This is a genomic window from Congregibacter sp. (assembly GCF_965660375.1).
GTDB lineage: Bacteria > Pseudomonadota > Gammaproteobacteria > Pseudomonadales > Halieaceae > Congregibacter.
The window spans coordinates 12,359-27,744 of record NZ_CBFHZO010000120.1; the positions used below are offsets into that span (position 1 = coordinate 12,359).

Here is a 15,386-nt window from a genome sequence, read left to right on the forward strand (position 1 = left end):
CGTATAATCCCGTTTTTTTGATGAATCCGGAAATTTCATGGCAGGTAATACCTTAGGCACTCTGTTTACCGTGACGACCTTTGGGGAAAGTCACGGGCCTGCGCTGGGAGCCATTGTGGACGGCTGTCCCCCAGGACTTCCCCTGGACAGTGGCGATATGCAGCCGGATCTGGATCGTCGCAAGCCCGGTACCTCTCGCTTTACCACCCAGCGACGGGAGTCCGACGAAGTACGCATTCTTTCCGGCGTTTTCGAGGGTGTCACCACGGGTACCCCCATAGGCCTTCTCATCGAGAACCAGGACCAGCGCAGTCGTGACTACGCGGACATTGCCGACCGCATTCGCCCGGCCCACGCCGACTACAGCTACATGCACAAGTTTGGCGTCCGGGATTATCGCGGCGGTGGCCGCTCCTCTGCACGAGAAACGGCTATGCGCGTTGCTGCGGGCGCCATCGCCAAGAAGTTTCTCGCGGGGCAGGGCGTGCGTATCCGAGGTTACCTTCAGCAGCTCGGTCCTATTGCGGCGGAAGTGCTGGATTGGGATTGCGTGGAAACCAATCCTTTTTTCTGTCCCGATCCGGCCAAGGTTCCCGAAATGGAAACTTTTATGGCGGCGCTGAACAAGAGCGGCGATTCTGTTGGTGCCCGCATCAACGTGGTTGCCGAGGGCGTTCCGCCGGGACTTGGGGAACCGATTTTTGATCGCCTGGATGCCGATATTGCCTCAGCAATGATGAGTATCAACGCGGTCAAAGCCGTGGAGATCGGTGCGGGTTTTGACAGCGTTGCCCAGCGCGGCAGTGAACACCGTGACCTCATGACGCCCGACGGCTTCCTGAGCAACAATGCGGGTGGTGTTCTCGGGGGCATCAGCAGCGGGCAGGACATCACGGTCAGCATGGCCCTGAAGCCGACCTCCAGCATCCGACAGCCCGGCGCCAGCATTAATCATGCGGGGGAGCCGATAGACGTCGTCACCACCGGACGTCACGACCCCTGTGTAGGCATTCGTGCGACACCCATCGCCGAGGCGATGCTGGCGCTGGTGCTTATGGATCATTTTCTGCGCAACCGGGCCCAGAACGGCGATGTGGTGTCGCCCACTCCCGTGCTGCCCGCTGAGGCGCCCAAAGCACCGTGAAGTTTCCCTTCTGGCGTCGTTCTCTGGCGCGCACCATATTTTTGGGCGTCGCCGCTCTCGGGGTGCTCCTGTGGGCGGCGTCTTCCCAGTTGGGTTTGGGGCTTAACAGCCTTCTGGCGCAGTTTCTGATTCTGTTGGCCGCTCTGGCACTGCTTATCGGTCTGGCTGCGGTGGTAGGTATCGTTCTGGGGATGCTTCGCCGCAAACGTTAGCGCGGTTTCCTTCCTCCCGCTCGGCGCGCTGTCGGCGGAATCCCGGCGGGCCGGGTTAATCGGGAATGAGGTCTATTTCCAGAGTCATTTTTTCTGCCATAGCGTCCAGCTGCCATTCGAGTTCATCAAGACGGCTGTCGCTATGAAGCTCAATTGATGCTTCTGCGCGGAACAGGGGCTCACCGCTCATGGGGGCGGTCTCAACACTTGTTTCCATGGAGCGGATATTAAATCCGGCCATCCTGAGGGCACGGGTCAGTTCCCGAACAATCCCCGGACGATCGGGCCCCAGCAGGGTCAGGCGCTGAGTCGCCGGCGACCCTTCCGGGGCATCGCCGGCATCGGTGAGGCTGCAGACAATGCCATCCGCCTCCAGGCGGCCCAGTGCATCGCCCAGGGACTGCTGCTGATCCTCGGGCAATTGGGCCTGAAGCACGCCGGCAAAGCGTCCGCCGAGGCGGCTGAGTTGGGAGTCCAGCCAGTTGCCGCCATGCTGGTCAATCAGCGCGCTGAGCTGCTCAATAACGCCGGGCCGGTCGTCGCAAAAAAAACTGATCAAAACGCGAGTCGTCACGGGGATGGTGCTCCACTTTGTTTGATTCAGAGCGTATATTAACCCGTGATTTCATTCATCGAAGGAGTTTCTCTGTGCAAAAGGTCATGGCACTTATCTCTGGTCTGGTGCTCGCACCGGCCATTCTGGTAGCGGCACCTGCTACGGCGGCCCTGGACTGGGGCAGCGTTCTCAATGGTGAGCATCGTAGTGACAAAAACAAGGCTCGCGATGAGTTTCGGCATCCGCGAGAAACCCTGGAGTTTTTCGGGCTCGAAGAAGATATGACGGTAGTTGAGCTGTCGCCCGGTGGGGGTTGGTACACCGAAGTGCTCGCTCCGCTGCTCCACGAGAAGGGCAGCTACTACGCGGCTCACAACAGTCCCAACGGCGGAGCGTACTCCCGCCGGTCCCTGGGGGGCTATCTGCAGAAGCTCGGCAAAGACAACGACACCTATGGCAACGTGACCGTTACGACTCTCGGCCCCGCTGACTCTGTGGTTATTGCCCCGGCGGGCACGGCGGATATGGTGCTCGCCTTTCGCAATGTGCATAGCTGGATGCGTGCAGATACGCTGGCGAATACGCTGCTTGTTGCCTACGATGCGCTAAAGCCCGGTGGGGTATTTGGTGTGGTGCAGCATCGCGCCAAAGACGGTCGTGATCCCGAGCGAATGAAAGCCACAGGCTATGTGAGCGAGGACTACATCATTGCCGCAGCGCGAAGCGTCGGTTTTGAGTTGGATGATCGCTCGGAAGTGAATGCGAATCCCAAGGATACAGGTGACTACGACGATGGTGTTTGGGAGCTTCCTCCATCATTGAACACCGCTGATGAGAATCGTGAAGCCCATATCGCGATCGGTGAAAGCGACCGCATGACGCTGAAGTTTGTAAAACCGGCCAGTTGATTTGGCGGCATTTGTAAAAGTCCCTGCTGAACGAGTCCCTGAGAAGCAGCTCCATGCGCTCCTCGAGGAATTTGCCAGCCGGGACGGCACGGATTACGGCGCCAGAGAAACAACCATGGAGGAGCGCGTCAAACGTCTCCTGGCACAGCTTCGCGCCGAAAAGATCCAGCTGCTTTTTGATGTGGATTCCGAACAGTGGGACCTACTGGCCGCCGATGATGCCCGGCGCCTCCTCGACGGTGCGGCAGAATCCTGATCATTGCTGTGGTGTTCCCGGGTCGTACTTTGTCCTGTCCGGACGTAAAGGAGTTTGCAGGAAATGAACACTGAGGAGGCTGTCGCCACTCTCGATGCCCGGGGACTTAATTGTCCGGAGCCGGTGATGCTTCTGCACAAGGCGGTAGCGGAGCTGGCTGCGGGAGAGCGACTGTTGGTGTTGGCCACCGATCCGACAACACAGCGTGATATCCCCCAGTTTTGCCGGTTTTTGGGGCACGAGCTTGAACACAGCGAAGAGCAGGGCGATGAATTCCTCTATACCCTTATCAAAGGGCCTTGAAGCCGAGGAGATCATCTCGATCTTCAACGCGCAATTTTCTGAAGACTACTTCACCTGCCTTCGTGGTGGAGCGGCGGAACCGTTGTATGAACCCGCCAGTGGTGATACTCCCGCGCACATTTTCTTTCGTGAGGATTACGCTTCCAGCGCCCTCCACGAGGTCGCCCATTGGTGTATTGCCGGTAGCGCACGCAGGCAGCAGCTTGATTATGGTTACTGGTACAACCCGGACGGGCGGAGCGCCGATGCTCAGGCAAAGTTCCTACAGGCTGAAGCCCGACCCCAGGCGCTGGAGTGGTGCTTTGCGCGCGCAGCGGGCGTTACCTTCCGACTGAGCCTCGATAATCTCGATGCACCAAGCGATCCCGAAGCGGGCACGGCTTTTGCGGCGGCCGTGCTCAGGGAGGCACGAGCTTTGTCCAACGATGGTTTGCCCCCGCGGGCCCAGCGGTTTTTTGATGCGCTGAGAGCGTGCAGCGGCACCTCGACCGACGCCCAGGCCCTGCAATTTGCTGAGGCGGATCTGGAGTGATCAGAGTCCTTGCTGACGAGAATATGGTGGGTTTGGACCAGCTACCTCAGGATGAGCTCCACATTCGGACCATCCCGGGGCGCAGTATTTCGCCTGCCGACCTTAAAGACATTGACGTACTGTGGGTGCGATCGGTGACGCAGGTCACCGAGGCGCTTGTTAAAAATAGCCGACTGCAATTTGTCGGTACGGCGACCGCTGGCCTGGAACATATCGATCACGGGGCGCTTGAGGCTCAGGGTATTGCCTTTTCAGCGGCCCCGGGTGCCAACGCCAATTCGGTGGTCGAGTATGTGATCGCAGCTCTCGTAGAGCTTCAGGAGCCCTGGAACTGCCTGGAGGAGGGCGATGTACTTGGAATCGTCGGTTATGGATTCGTGGGCCGCATGCTGGCACAGGTGGCTCGCGATTTAGGTTGGCAGGTGAGGGTGCATGATCCCTGGCTTGCCGCCGACGACCCCGCGGGTAATTGGGCGTCTCTGGAGGAGATTCTTGAATGTCGCGTGATAAGTTTGCATTGTTCGCTGCATAAACAAAATCCCTGGCCCAGCTTTCACTTGATTGGTGCTCAGTCCCTGGCAAGGCTCGACGGGAGCCAATGGTTGATCAATGCGGCTCGCGGTGCGGCCATCGACAACAGTGCACTGCAGGAGCACCTTACAGGCGATAACCCCGTGAACTGTGTGCTCGACGTTTGGGAAGACGAGCCTTATTGTCGTTGGTCATTACTTGCCATGCCATCACTGAAACTGGCGACCGCTCATATTGCGGGGTACAGCTGGAATGCCAAGTGGAAGGCAACGAAGATGTTGTACGACAAATTGATAGATGTGGGCCTGGTCGAGGCACCTGTTCAGGATGATCCGGGGAGGGGCTCTGAGCTGGACCCGGTGCAAGGCAGTGGTGTCAATTTAGTGCGGGGCCTTTTAGGCCAGCGGTACAGGACTCGCGACGACGACGAGCTGTTCAGAAATTTGGCCGGGTTACCGGCGGCAGCGCGAGCGGGGCACTTTGACGCCTTGCGTCGGGGGTACCGAAAGCGCGGGGAGCTTCGGGGGTCGCGACTTTCCCTCGCGGGAGTCGAGGTGGGTCCAGAGCTTCAAAGGATCGTTCGGGCGTTGGGTGTTCTTTCACGCTGAGGGGCGCTTAGCCCAAAGCTCTTAAAAAGTTTATTGCTCGACCCTGTTTGCTCATTTAATTGGCGCGTCAGTCAGGATTTTTACCATGAGGCTTTTACCGCTTAGCAGACTTCTATCGCTTGGCAGACTTCGGCGCTGGCCAGCTTCATCCTGGACCACCATGACGCTGGTCGGCGTTGCCGTGCCGGTTCTGTTGATGCTGGTGCTGTCGGCAGCGCCGTCTTCGCTTCTGTTAAAGAGCGGTCCAGTATTTACCCTGGGCCTGATGGGAGTGGGCATCATTGCTGCGTCTATTATTGGCTACTTTTGGATCGGCGTTCTTTTGGCATTGGTGAATGGCGCGGGTTTGGTGGTTTTGGCTTTTGCCTTGGGCATGTCGACCTTAGCGCACCCCACCTCAACGGGTTTGGCTATGGTCATCGCCAGTGGTAGTTTCGCCGCGCGCGGCGCTCTGTTTTCCAAAACCCTATCCCGAAAAGGATGGTTGATGGCTTTGTTTGTCGTCACGGGTGAGGCGTCGGTTTTGCTCATAGCGTCCCTGTGGCCGGGTGCGCTGCCGGATTTATTTCTGGCCCTTCTGCCCGCACAGTGGTCGAGTATTGCCATCCAGACGGCGCTCACCGGTACTGGCACCCTTGAGGCACTGCCTGTTTTGATCGCGCTGGCTGGCACCGCCGCAACGACCTTGCTGGCGACAAAACTTTATCCGAGACCCTGGCCTTATTTGCTTATGTTCACAGCGTGGCTCGGCCTTTCTGCGGTGGTTTATTTTGAGTCCCTACCGGCGAAGCCCGGCGCCGATGTCGGCTCCGTTGCGTCCGCTGTCATGCCAGTGGTTACTGCGGGGAACAAGCTGGAAGCTTCAAACAGGCTACATAAAGCAAAAAAAAAGACCAGCCGGTTGACTGGTCTTTAGAAGTTTGGAGCGGGTGAACAGATTTGAACTGTCGACATTCTCGTTGGCAACGAGATGCTCTACCCCTGAGCTACACCCGCAAAGTTGGTCTCGCATGTTGGCGACCAGAGTGGGAACAAGTCCCTGATTCCTGACAGCACCTTATCTGCTCTGTCTGCTCTGCTAGAGCAGTAGGCTGGAAATGGCGTCCCCTAGGGGGTTCGAACCCCTGTTACCGCCGTGAAAGGGCGGTGTCCTAGGCCACTAGACGAAGGGGACGTGATGCTCCTCGTCAGGAGGCGCGCATTGTATGGAGAGAGCCCATAATCGTCAAGGGAAAAGGCGTATCTACTTCAGCATTTATGGACGTTCAGGGTAGGTGGTCGGTGAATTTGTGTTTTTCGGCGTTTTTTTCCGCCCAAAAGCAGGGCAAACCCATTATTGCAGGCCCTTTGCCGCGGCCCGAGCCTCGGACCAATTAAACGTATTCCCCTCGCTGAGCGCATCGCGGCGCTGCTCGTCCAGACGGGTAAACATCTCAATTTCCTCGTCAGGCATGAAGTGCAGGCACTCCTGACCGAGGTACCACAGCAAGTCCCGGGGAAACTCCTGGGCAAACTGGGGTGCAATGGTCAGCAGCCGATAAACCAGTGCCGGCGCCTCATCCATGATTTTTTCCGGGTTGGCGACAAGCACGTCAAACTGTTGCGCAAGCTCTATAAGCGTCGCACCCTCCGGCGCAGCAGCGTAGTCCTGGAGCCGCTGGTTAAACGCAGCAAAGTGCGCTATCTGCTCTTGGTGGAAGTCCGTGTCATTCATTAACGTTTCTCGCTGCTCCGGTTACGTTTACAATGCTCCCCGACAAGCGGTTGCTATGGGAGAACCGCGCTGTGTGGTCGGTGAAGACATTTGCGAGCAAATGCAGAAGATTGCAAACAACTCGTGGTTATAGCGGTGCTCAGGCCGGCTCAATTCCAACACCAGTTTCACATTCGCTAGCTGTATACGAGGGCAGGATGCCAGAGTCCAACGCCGGGAGCACCCCGGCCTTAAAAATTGATGATCTAGAAAAATCCTACGACAATGGTTTTCAGGCCCTGAAGGGCATTAGCCTGGAAGTGCAGCAGGGGGATTTTTTTGCGCTTCTGGGCCCTAACGGCGCGGGTAAGTCCACGACCATTGGTATCGTTTGTTCCCTGGTGAGCAAAAGCCAGGGCAGGGTGGCGGTCCACGGTGTCGACATCGATGAAGATTTCCCCACGGCCAAGAAGTTTATTGGCATCGTCCCGCAGGAATTCAACTTCAACATGTTCGAGAAGGTGTTCGATATTGTGACCAATCAGGCCGGTTTTTACGGCCTTCCGCGAACGTTAGCCTGTGAACGCGCTGAAAAATACCTCCGTGAGCTGGGGCTTTGGGATAAGCGGGATGTATCGGGTCGTATGCTGTCCGGTGGCATGAAGCGCAGACTGATGATTGCCCGCGCCCTGGTGCACGAACCCAAGCTGTTGATACTTGATGAACCCACCGCCGGTGTGGATATTGAGATGCGTCGGGGTATGTGGGAGTTCCTGCAAAAGCTCAACGCCAACGGCACGACGATCATTCTCACTACCCATTACCTTGAAGAAGCCGAAGCGCTCTGTCGCAACATTGCGATCATCAATCATGGCGCTATCGTGGAGAATACCTCCATCAAGGATCTTCTGCGGCGTCTTCAGCGCGAAGTGTTCATCGTTGACAGCGCTGACAAGCTTCCGGAAACCCTGAAAATCGAAAAATTCGAGTTTCGGCACGTGGATGATTTTACCCTGGAGATTGAAGTCGAGAAGGGCCAGCATCTGAACGATGTGTTTACCGCGCTCAATGAGGCGGGAGTGAACGTCACCAGCCTGAGAAACCGCGCCAATCGTCTGGAAGAGATGTTTGTCAATCTCCTGGAGGACGCCGCGTGAATACTCAGGAAAAGATCATCGCTTTCAAGACTATCCTCCGAAAGGAAATCCGGCGCTTTATCCGCATCTGGCCCCAGACTCTGTTGCCCTCTGCCATCACCATGAGCCTGTATTTTGTGATCTTCGGATCGCTGATTGGCTCACGCATCGGTGAAATGGGCGGTTTCAGCTACATGGAGTTTGTCGTGCCGGGTCTGATCATGATGGCTATCGTGACCAACTCCTACTCGAATGTTGTCTCCTCTTTCTTTGGTGCCAAGTTCAATCACAGTGTGGAGGAGCTGCTGGTTTCGCCCACGCCCAACTACGTGATTCTGCTGGGCTTCGTCAGCGGTGGCGTTATCCGCGGGCTTTTGGTCGCCGCCATTGTCACCACGGTAGCGATGTTCTTCACCAGTTTGCCCATACACAGCTTTGCTGTGGTTATTGCCGGTGTGGCATTGACCTCGCTGCTGTTTGCTCTCGCGGGTTTTATCAATGCGGTGTTTGCCAACAGCTTTGACGACATTTCCATCATTCCCACCTTCGTGCTGACACCGCTGATCTATCTGGGGGGCGTGTTTTATTCTTTGGATCTGCTGCCGGATTTCTGGGCGGGCGTCTCCAAACTCAACCCGCTGGTGTATGTCGTCAATGCCTTCCGCTACGGTGTACTGGGCGTGGCTGATGTGAGTGTAGGCTTTGCCTTCGCCATGCTCGGTGGCTTTACCGTCGCGGCGTTCACTTACAGTATGTACCTGCTTAACAGCGGTACACGTCTGCGGCAGTAACAGTCCCATGAGCGGTGCTCCGCCCACATCGCACGACAAGGGTCCGCTGCTTGGGCAGCAGGTGGGTGGCAGTGCTCAGTACGATCCTGGACTTCTGTTTCCGGTGCCGCGGTCTAACGCGCGGCAAACGCTCCCTGATGGCTGTTTTCGCGGCTATGGCGAGGATGTCTGGCATGCCTATGAGCTTAGCTGGCTCGATGCCGGGGGTATGCCTCAGATGTTTCTCGGAACCTTTGTGATTCCCGCGACATCGACGAACATCATTGAGTCGAAGTCCTTCAAGCTATACCTCAATTCACTGAATAATCATCGCTTTACCAGTATAGACGCTGCGCGCGATACCATTACCCGAGACCTCTCGAAAGTTGCCGGTGCCACCGTCTCTCTGAGTCTTGGAGATACAGAGGATCCTGCATTTCATGGCGACCAGCTTGCGGGCCGTTGCCTTGATGAACTCCATGTCAGCGTGCCTGAATCCGCTAGTCCTGCATTGTTAAGCGGCGCTGCCGGTGATGGCGTGCTGTATACACACCTGATGCGCTCCCTTTGCCCGGTGACTGCCCAACCGGACTGGGCAACGGTGATTGTAGAAAGCCGTGGGGTGACGCCTGAGAAAGAGGGGTTGCTGCGCTATCTGCTGGCCTATCGGAACCATCAGGAGTTTCACGAGCAGTGTGTAGAGCGTATATACACCGATCTTCAAGATCGATTGCAGCCTGATTTTCTATCGGTGCACGCTCTGTACACGCGACGTGGCGGACTGGATATCAGCCCCTGGCGGTGCTCCGACGATAAGCCAGCGCCTCGCTATCGCCTGAACCGACAATAGTTTTAACCCCCGCAGGCGATTTGCGCGCTCTCAATTTCCCGGCTTTAAAAAGGACCAAGTTTAATGACAAATACGGCATTGATTACCGGCGCTTCCGCCGGCATTGGCGAGGAGTTGGCTAGGGTTCACGCCGAAAATGGGGGCGACTTGGTGCTCGTTGCCCGTCGAAAGGCGCGTCTCGAGTCCCTCGCTAACGAGCTGCGTGCCGATCATGGCGTCCAGGTGCATGTGATTGTCGCTGATCTTGAAAAATCCGGCGCTGCGAAGAAGCTGATGGCTCAGGTGGATGCTCTCGGGGTTGCCATCGATGTGTTGATAAACAACGCGGGCTTTGGCGGCCACGGGAAGTTCCACGAGAGCGGCCTTGAGCGCGATCAGCGCATGATGCAGCTCAATATGGTGGCGCTAACAGAGCTGAGCTACTACTTTGCCCAGGGCATGGTCGAGCGTGGCCAGGGCCGGATTCTGAACGTGGGCTCCAGCGCGGGTTTTCTGCCCGGTCCGCTTCAGGCCGTCTATTACGCCAGTAAGGCTTACGTGAATTCCTTTTCTCAGGCGATTGCCAACGAGCTTCAAGGCACCGGCGTCACGGTCACCGTGCTGTGTCCCGGTCCTGTCGCCACGGAGTTTCAGGCGGCTGGAGATCTTGATGGCGTAAAGGGGTTCGATCTCGCGGCAGACGCCCGCTCCGTGGCCGAGTGTGGCTACCGTGCTATGGAACGGGGCGAATTACTGGCCATCAATGACCGTAAAATCCGCGTATTCCTTGAAGGCTTGCTGCCGTTTCTGCCCCGCAAAGGCGTGCTGTGGATGTCCCGTAAGAGCATGGAGAAAAGCAGCTAAGCGAGGCCGATTATTCGCGACCAAATTCCTGCAGCACTGCTGCATAGACGCCAATCGCTGAGAAGAGATTGCCAATACGCATGTTCTCGTCACGACCGTGTTGGTTGTTGTCGTGGTTCGCGATGGGTAGCAGCACAATTGGCATGTCCAGCGCCTGATCAAAAAGATGGATGGGCAGGCTGCCGCCCAGCGTTGGCGAAAGGAGGGGGGGGCTGCCATCGTACTCCGTGAGTATGGCGGTGAGTTTTCTCGCCGCCTCACCGTCAAGATCACTGCGATAGGCAGGATAGCCACCAGTCCAATCCACTTTAATCACCCCCGGATGATTACGAAGGACTTCGTCAGTGGGCTCCTCGTGAGTGACGTAAAATCCCTGCTCCTCAAAATGCGCTTCGATGGTTTTCTTCACATGATCTATGGTTTGAGCAGGCACCAGGCGGAGGTCCAGTGATGCCCGCGCCTTGGACAGAATGATATTGCGCGCCTGGTCGTCAACGCCGCCGGCCTGAAAACCCACCATATTGATGGCCGGTCGCATAATAGTCATCTCGATACGCTCTCCAGCCCCTTCCACGCGGCCCAGCGATAGTTCATCACGCAGTTGTGCATCAACGGACGGTATAGCCGCAATAGCAACCTGCTCCGCCTCGCTCACCGGCGTGACCTCATCGAGATAACCCGCAACCTGAATATTGCCATCCATGTCTTTCATGGTGGCGAGAAGCCTCATCAGGGCATCCGTAGGGTGGGGCGCCCAATTGCCGTAGTGGCCTGAGTGCAAAGGCCTGGAGGGGCCATAGAGCGTCAGGTTGACGCCGATGTCACCTCGCACACCAAAGACCAATTGACGAAGACCGCTCTGGTGCATGGGGCCGTCGCAGAACAAAAGTACGTCCGCACTCAAATACTCGGCGTGCTCCTCAAGGATTTGCTCGACCGTGGGACTACCAAACTCCTCCTCGCCGTCGAGAATGAGTTTTACATTAACGCTGGCACCCAGGTCGGCGTCGTCCATGGCATCGATGGCGTGCATGAGTGCGATGACCGGCGCTTTGTCATCGCCTGCGGAACGCGCGTATACCCGCCACTCGGGGTCAATATTTTGCTGCAGTGCCTTCGCCCAATCGAGGGTGTCTTCGCCGTTTTTCAGGGTCGGCTCAAAGGGCGGTGTCTTCCAATCAGCGGGCTCTACCGGTTGGCCATCAAAGTGCGCGTAGATAAGAACCGTGCTGGTGGCTTCCGGAGTGCTGCGTTCGGCAAGAATATAGGGGGCGCCGCCGGCGCGTACGATCTTCGAGCTAAATCCTCGGTCGCCAATATACTGGCTTATCCATTGGGCGTTCTTCTGCATATCCGGCAGCGACGTCGACACGTTAGGCATGCGAAGGAGTTCTTGAAAATCTGTCAGGATTTCGACGCCGTGCTCATCTATGTGCGTGTTTACCGCCTCCTTAAGCGTTTCTGTCGTGCCCGGCACTGCGGCTGCGGATATTGGAGTCGAAAGTAGCGTGGAAAAAAGCGTGATGGACAGAGACGCCTTGCTTAAGAGGAGGCCGGTTTCTCGCAGGCGTTTAATCATAAGGATTCTCAATATTCGGGTGAGAAAGAACGATACTACGCCTTTGTAATTACCGACAATGGTGTCTGGCGAAGGCGTGTCGGTTTATGTATTATTCGCGCCCTTACGGAGAGGTGGCCGAGTGGTCGAAGGCGCACGCCTGGAAAGTGTGTAACGGGCAACCGTTCGAGGGTTCGAATCCCTCCTTCTCCGCCACATATGAAAGAGGCCCCTGATGGGGCCTTTTTTGTATGTGTCAGATAAAGCGGATAGAAGAGCACCCTTGGTTCGACAAACTTTGCCTATGGCAAAGTTTGGACGCGTAGCCATACGGCGGAGCGCCCCGCAGGGGTGAGAGCGGCGGAGGCAACGCCGCTCGAATCAATCCCTCCCTTTCCGCCAAACCTACAGCAGATGTAAGCGGCTCTCAGGGCCCATTTTTTTGCTCTACTGGAAAGTTGTCTGGCGCTTGTGGGATACACTCCGAGAGATATCTCAGGGGGGCAGAAACATGAGTGTTTTACTCAGCGAAACACAGGACGGAATAACGACAGTCACTCTAAACAGGCCAGAGCAGCTGAATGCTCTGTCTTTGGAGCTGAGATCCGCACTGGCTCAGGAATTTACCCGTCTGGCCACGGATCCGGCGACCGATGTCATTATTCTCACGGGAGCGGGGCGTGCCTTCTCTGCGGGACTGGATCTTAAAGAACTGGGTCGTACGGGCCTGCAGTCGGAACAAGGCAGTGCTCCTGGTCTCGATGACGCGATCAGGGATGTGGGAAAGCCTCTCATAGGCGCTATTAACGGCTTTGCCGTCACCGGCGGATTCGAGATTGCGCTTATGTGTGACATTCTCATCGCCAGTGAGCAAGCCCGCTTCGCTGATACCCACGTTCGCATGGGCGTAGTGCCTGGCTGGGGATTGAGCCAGCGCCTGTCCCGTGCCATCGGCGCTTCCCGCGCTCGGGAGTTGAGCTTTACGGGCAAATATCTGGACGCCGCGACGGCAGAGCGATGGGGGTTGGTAAACCGCGTGCTGGCAGCCGATGAATTGCTAGGGCACTGCCATGAACTGGCACGCGAAATTCAGCTTGCCGACAAGGCGACATTGAACGCGGTGCAGCATCTCATTGACTACTCCCTTGATCACAGCCTCAACGAAGGGCTGGCGCACGAGGCTGAATTAAACAGAGACCATGCGAAGAGCGTCAGCAACGCCGCGTTAGATGAACGGCGCGGTTCAGTGATGGAGTCTGGCAGACAGCAAAATACGTGAGTGGTTGAATATGCCACGACAGTATTGGGCTATGTATGAGATGCCAGCGTATTCGGCCTCTAAAAACGCCGCTTCAGATGTCCTGGTAGTTCGGTGCTCGACGTTCGGCAAAAGCCGCCATGCCTTCTTCGGCGTCTTTGCTCTGGCTGCAGAGTATCTGATTGCGGTCCTCCAGAGCGATGGCAGATTCCAGCGAACCAATATCAATATTGACGTTGAGCGCCTCTTTGGAGAGACGAAGACCTAACGGGGAGTTACCCAGCATTAACTGAATATCCTCTTCGGCTGCAGCGTCGAGGCCTGCCGGCTCCACCACCTGGGATACCAGTCCCAGGTTCAGGGATCGCTCGGCGTTGATGAACTTGCCGGTAAGAATAAGCTCCGACGCCAACGCCGAGCCCACGAGTCGCGGTAAAAAGTAGGAAGACCCCATATCGCAGCCGCCCAGACCTATGCGGATGTATGCGCAGTTCATTTTTACGGTCGTCGAGGCGATGCGAATGTCGGAGGCCAGCACCAGAGAGAGTCCACCACCGCAGGCTGCGCCGTTAATCAATGAGATAATGGGCTGGGGACAACGGCGCATGGCAATGTATATTTCAGCGATGGAGCGCTGAAAGGCCAGACCTTGCTGCACTGTACTCAGGTCGTGAGATTCCTCGGCTTTGAGATCCAGTCCCGCGCAAAAGGCGCGGCCTGCGCCTCTGAGTACCACGATACGGCGGTCCGGGCGGGTGGCGAGCGCTCTAAAATAGTCTCTGAGCTCGCCCACCATGGTGGGATTTAGAGCGTTGAGATTGTCAGGGCGATTCAGGGTTAGCCAATCGACAGCGCCTTTTTCTTCAAGGAGCAGCGTTTCAAATTGTTGTTTCATCGGACTTCCAGGTAGTAGATCGAGATAGCAAAAGGATCATTCTGTTATACCATTTTAGGCTTCTCCAATCCTCACCAGACGGCATTGGCAAAGAAAAGGAAAAAGGAATCACTGCGCATGGCTGCTCATCACTAATGCTGGCTGACCATCTTCCCCCGGAAGTCGCGCTGGTCATTGCGACCGGTCCTATGGAGAGTCAGCGACTGGGTGATATTGAGGAAGCCTTTATTGCGACTGCCGTTGAAAAACGCCAGAGAGAATTTCGCAGCGGTCGTAACGCAGCAAAAGCCGCGCTCGCTCAACTGGGTCTAAAGGGCGAAATCAGCTTGCCCCCGGACACAGATGGTCGACGGCCCTCTTGGCCAACCGGCTATGTAGGGAGCATTACTCACACCCATGGCTTCTGCGCTGCGGCGGTCGCCCGGGCAAGGGATTACGCTGCTGTTGCCATTGATGTAGAGCCTCGAACCCCAATGAGAAGGGGGGTGGCAGCGAGAATCTGTACCGAGCGAGAACTAAAATGGATCTCAGAACGGTCAGATGATTATCTTCAAACCGATTTGGAGAAAGCCATTTTTTGCATCAAGGAGACCCTCTACAAAGTGTTTAATCCGCTGTACGGCGTGTACCTGGGTTTTCAGGAGGCGGAGGTGCGGCTGAATCTTGATGAAGGGAGCTTCACTGCGAAGATTCATCAGCGTAAAGCGGGTATCCGCTGCCGCTACAGCGGACGCCTCAGCCTTGATGATGATTACCTATACGCGACTACTGTTGTGAAGAATACCTGCGGCTAGCCTGACGCACAGCTTTTCCTGGTCTTCATCACATGTAGCGCCGCTGCGCAGCGCTGACTTTTTCCAGATATCGTCGCGTTTCCGCAAAGGGGTGCTTTTGGGTCAACTGTCGATACACCTGCGAGGGTGTCATGCCGTTGATTGCCCGGATCGCATTACTACGGTTACTGTCGAAGGCGCGAAGGGCGCCACCCGCACCGCCGTTGTAAGCCGAGATGGTCGTGTATTTCCTGCTGGCGGGATCGTTGATGGCACTGAGATAGCTGTCGTCGAGAAGGTGTAGGTAAGCGCTGCCGATATCGATATTGAAATCTGCATTAAACAGCTGTTGTTTAGTGGGCTCGCCTTTCTCCTTTTTTACCCGCTCGTAAACGTCGCGGCCCGCTGTGGAAGGCACTACCTGCATCAGTCCGTAGGCTTTTGCAGGACTCACCGCATAGGGATTGAAAGCGCTCTCGACCTCAATCACCGCATAGATCAGTGACGGGGGCATGCGGTAGCGGCGGGAGGCAGCAAGCACATAGTCGGCATATTCAAGC

General features: G+C 56.6%; 19 protein-coding genes and 3 tRNA genes. 15 read left to right on the forward strand and 7 right to left on the reverse strand.

The window, feature by feature from the left end; all coding sequences use genetic code 11:
* The first annotated feature begins 37 nt into the window (after positions 1–37).
* Positions 38–1,144 carry a chorismate synthase gene (aroC, locus tag ACTG3T_RS12430; RefSeq protein WP_439102599.1) on the forward strand — a complete coding sequence of 369 codons (1,107 nt, stop codon included), beginning with the start codon at positions 38–40 and terminating at the stop codon, positions 1,142–1,144.
* Entirely contained in the window at positions 1,141–1,356 is a 216-nt protein-coding gene (locus tag ACTG3T_RS12435; protein WP_439102600.1) for a hypothetical protein, read from the forward strand. Before aroC ends, ACTG3T_RS12435 begins: the two co-directional genes overlap by 4 nt.
* 55 nt (positions 1,357–1,411) lie before the next feature.
* Here the strand turns inward: ACTG3T_RS12435 and ACTG3T_RS12440 are convergent, their stop codons facing one another.
* A complete protein-coding gene (locus ACTG3T_RS12440) occupies positions 1,412–1,930 on the reverse strand; it encodes a glycine cleavage system protein R (RefSeq protein ID WP_439102601.1) in 519 nt (172 codons plus the stop codon).
* 74 nt (positions 1,931–2,004) lie between these two features.
* Here ACTG3T_RS12440 and ACTG3T_RS12445 point away from each other — a divergent pair, with 74 nt between their 5' ends.
* From ACTG3T_RS12445 to ACTG3T_RS12470, 6 genes are all read left to right on the forward strand, one after another.
* On the forward strand, positions 2,005–2,820 hold the full coding sequence (locus tag ACTG3T_RS12445; RefSeq protein WP_439102602.1) for a class I SAM-dependent methyltransferase: 816 nt from the start codon (positions 2,005–2,007) through the stop codon (positions 2,818–2,820).
* 1 nt (position 2,821) lies between these two features.
* Positions 2,822–3,076, forward strand: coding sequence for a YheU family protein (locus tag ACTG3T_RS12450; RefSeq protein ID WP_439102603.1), 255 nt, complete (start codon positions 2,822–2,824; stop codon positions 3,074–3,076).
* Between the two features lie 63 nt (positions 3,077–3,139).
* On the forward strand, positions 3,140–3,379 hold the full coding sequence (tusA, locus tag ACTG3T_RS12455; protein WP_439102604.1) for a sulfurtransferase TusA: 240 nt from the start codon (positions 3,140–3,142) through the stop codon (positions 3,377–3,379).
* A complete protein-coding gene (locus ACTG3T_RS12460; RefSeq protein ID WP_439102605.1) occupies positions 3,345–3,911 on the forward strand; it encodes an elongation factor P hydroxylase in 567 nt (188 codons plus the stop codon). The genes tusA and ACTG3T_RS12460 overlap by 35 nt, the downstream gene beginning before the upstream one ends.
* Positions 3,908–5,050: a 4-phosphoerythronate dehydrogenase gene (locus ACTG3T_RS12465; protein WP_439102606.1), complete on the forward strand. Its 1,143-nt coding sequence runs from the start codon at positions 3,908–3,910 to the stop codon at positions 5,048–5,050. Before ACTG3T_RS12460 ends, ACTG3T_RS12465 begins: the two co-directional genes overlap by 4 nt.
* Positions 5,051–5,210: 160 nt before the next feature.
* Positions 5,211–5,966 (forward strand): hypothetical protein, encoded by a 756-nt coding sequence (locus ACTG3T_RS12470; RefSeq protein WP_439102607.1) that lies wholly within the window; start codon positions 5,211–5,213, stop codon positions 5,964–5,966.
* A gap of 5 nt (positions 5,967–5,971) precedes the next feature.
* Here ACTG3T_RS12470 and ACTG3T_RS12475 read toward each other — a convergent pair.
* The 3 genes from ACTG3T_RS12475 to ACTG3T_RS12485 all read right to left on the reverse strand — a co-directional run bounded on the left by ACTG3T_RS12475 (position 5,972) and on the right by ACTG3T_RS12485 (position 6,764).
* Positions 5,972–6,046 (reverse strand) — tRNA-Gly (locus ACTG3T_RS12475).
* Between the two features lie 102 nt (positions 6,047–6,148).
* Positions 6,149–6,224 (reverse strand) — tRNA-Glu (locus ACTG3T_RS12480).
* Positions 6,225–6,383: 159 nt separating this feature from the next.
* Entirely contained in the window at positions 6,384–6,764 is a 381-nt protein-coding gene (locus ACTG3T_RS12485) for a PA2817 family protein (RefSeq protein WP_439102608.1), read from the reverse strand.
* A gap of 197 nt (positions 6,765–6,961) precedes the next feature.
* Between ACTG3T_RS12485 and ACTG3T_RS12490 the strand changes: the two genes are divergently transcribed.
* From ACTG3T_RS12490 to ACTG3T_RS12505, 4 genes are all read left to right on the forward strand, one after another.
* Positions 6,962–7,900 (forward strand): ABC transporter ATP-binding protein, encoded by a 939-nt coding sequence (locus tag ACTG3T_RS12490; RefSeq protein WP_439102609.1) that lies wholly within the window; start codon positions 6,962–6,964, stop codon positions 7,898–7,900.
* The gene (locus ACTG3T_RS12495; protein WP_439102610.1) at positions 7,897–8,670 is read left to right on the forward strand and encodes an ABC transporter permease; all 774 of its coding nucleotides are present in this window, start codon (positions 7,897–7,899) and stop codon (positions 8,668–8,670) included. Before ACTG3T_RS12490 ends, ACTG3T_RS12495 begins: the two co-directional genes overlap by 4 nt.
* 7 nt (positions 8,671–8,677) lie before the next feature.
* A complete protein-coding gene (gene queF, locus ACTG3T_RS12500; protein ID WP_439102611.1) occupies positions 8,678–9,499 on the forward strand; it encodes an NADPH-dependent 7-cyano-7-deazaguanine reductase QueF in 822 nt (273 codons plus the stop codon).
* Positions 9,500–9,562: 63 nt separating this feature from the next.
* On the forward strand, positions 9,563–10,342 hold the full coding sequence (locus ACTG3T_RS12505; RefSeq protein ID WP_439102612.1) for an SDR family NAD(P)-dependent oxidoreductase: 780 nt from the start codon (positions 9,563–9,565) through the stop codon (positions 10,340–10,342).
* A 10-nt stretch (positions 10,343–10,352) separates the two neighbouring features.
* On the opposite strand, the gene ACTG3T_RS12510 is transcribed toward ACTG3T_RS12505, so the two are convergent.
* A complete protein-coding gene (locus tag ACTG3T_RS12510) occupies positions 10,353–11,921 on the reverse strand; it encodes a M20/M25/M40 family metallo-hydrolase (RefSeq protein ID WP_439102613.1) in 1,569 nt (522 codons plus the stop codon).
* 107 nt (positions 11,922–12,028) lie between these two features.
* Between ACTG3T_RS12510 and ACTG3T_RS12515 the strand changes: the two genes are divergently transcribed.
* Both ACTG3T_RS12515 and ACTG3T_RS12520 read left to right on the forward strand, forming a co-directional pair.
* A tRNA-Ser gene (locus ACTG3T_RS12515) sits at positions 12,029–12,116 on the forward strand.
* 295 nt (positions 12,117–12,411) lie between these two features.
* Positions 12,412–13,179, forward strand: coding sequence for an enoyl-CoA hydratase (locus tag ACTG3T_RS12520; RefSeq protein ID WP_439102614.1), 768 nt, complete (start codon positions 12,412–12,414; stop codon positions 13,177–13,179).
* A 73-nt stretch (positions 13,180–13,252) separates the two neighbouring features.
* Here the strand turns inward: ACTG3T_RS12520 and ACTG3T_RS12525 are convergent, their stop codons facing one another.
* A complete protein-coding gene (locus ACTG3T_RS12525) occupies positions 13,253–14,053 on the reverse strand; it encodes an enoyl-CoA hydratase/isomerase family protein (RefSeq protein ID WP_439102615.1) in 801 nt (266 codons plus the stop codon).
* 134 nt (positions 14,054–14,187) lie between these two features.
* Here ACTG3T_RS12525 and ACTG3T_RS12530 point away from each other — a divergent pair, with 134 nt between their 5' ends.
* Positions 14,188–14,847 (forward strand): 4'-phosphopantetheinyl transferase family protein, encoded by a 660-nt coding sequence (locus tag ACTG3T_RS12530; protein ID WP_439102616.1) that lies wholly within the window; start codon positions 14,188–14,190, stop codon positions 14,845–14,847.
* Positions 14,848–14,875: 28 nt separating this feature from the next.
* Here ACTG3T_RS12530 and ACTG3T_RS12535 read toward each other — a convergent pair.
* Positions 14,876–15,386: transglycosylase SLT domain-containing protein (locus tag ACTG3T_RS12535; protein ID WP_439102617.1), on the reverse strand; the 511-nt coding region annotated here is incomplete at its 5' end.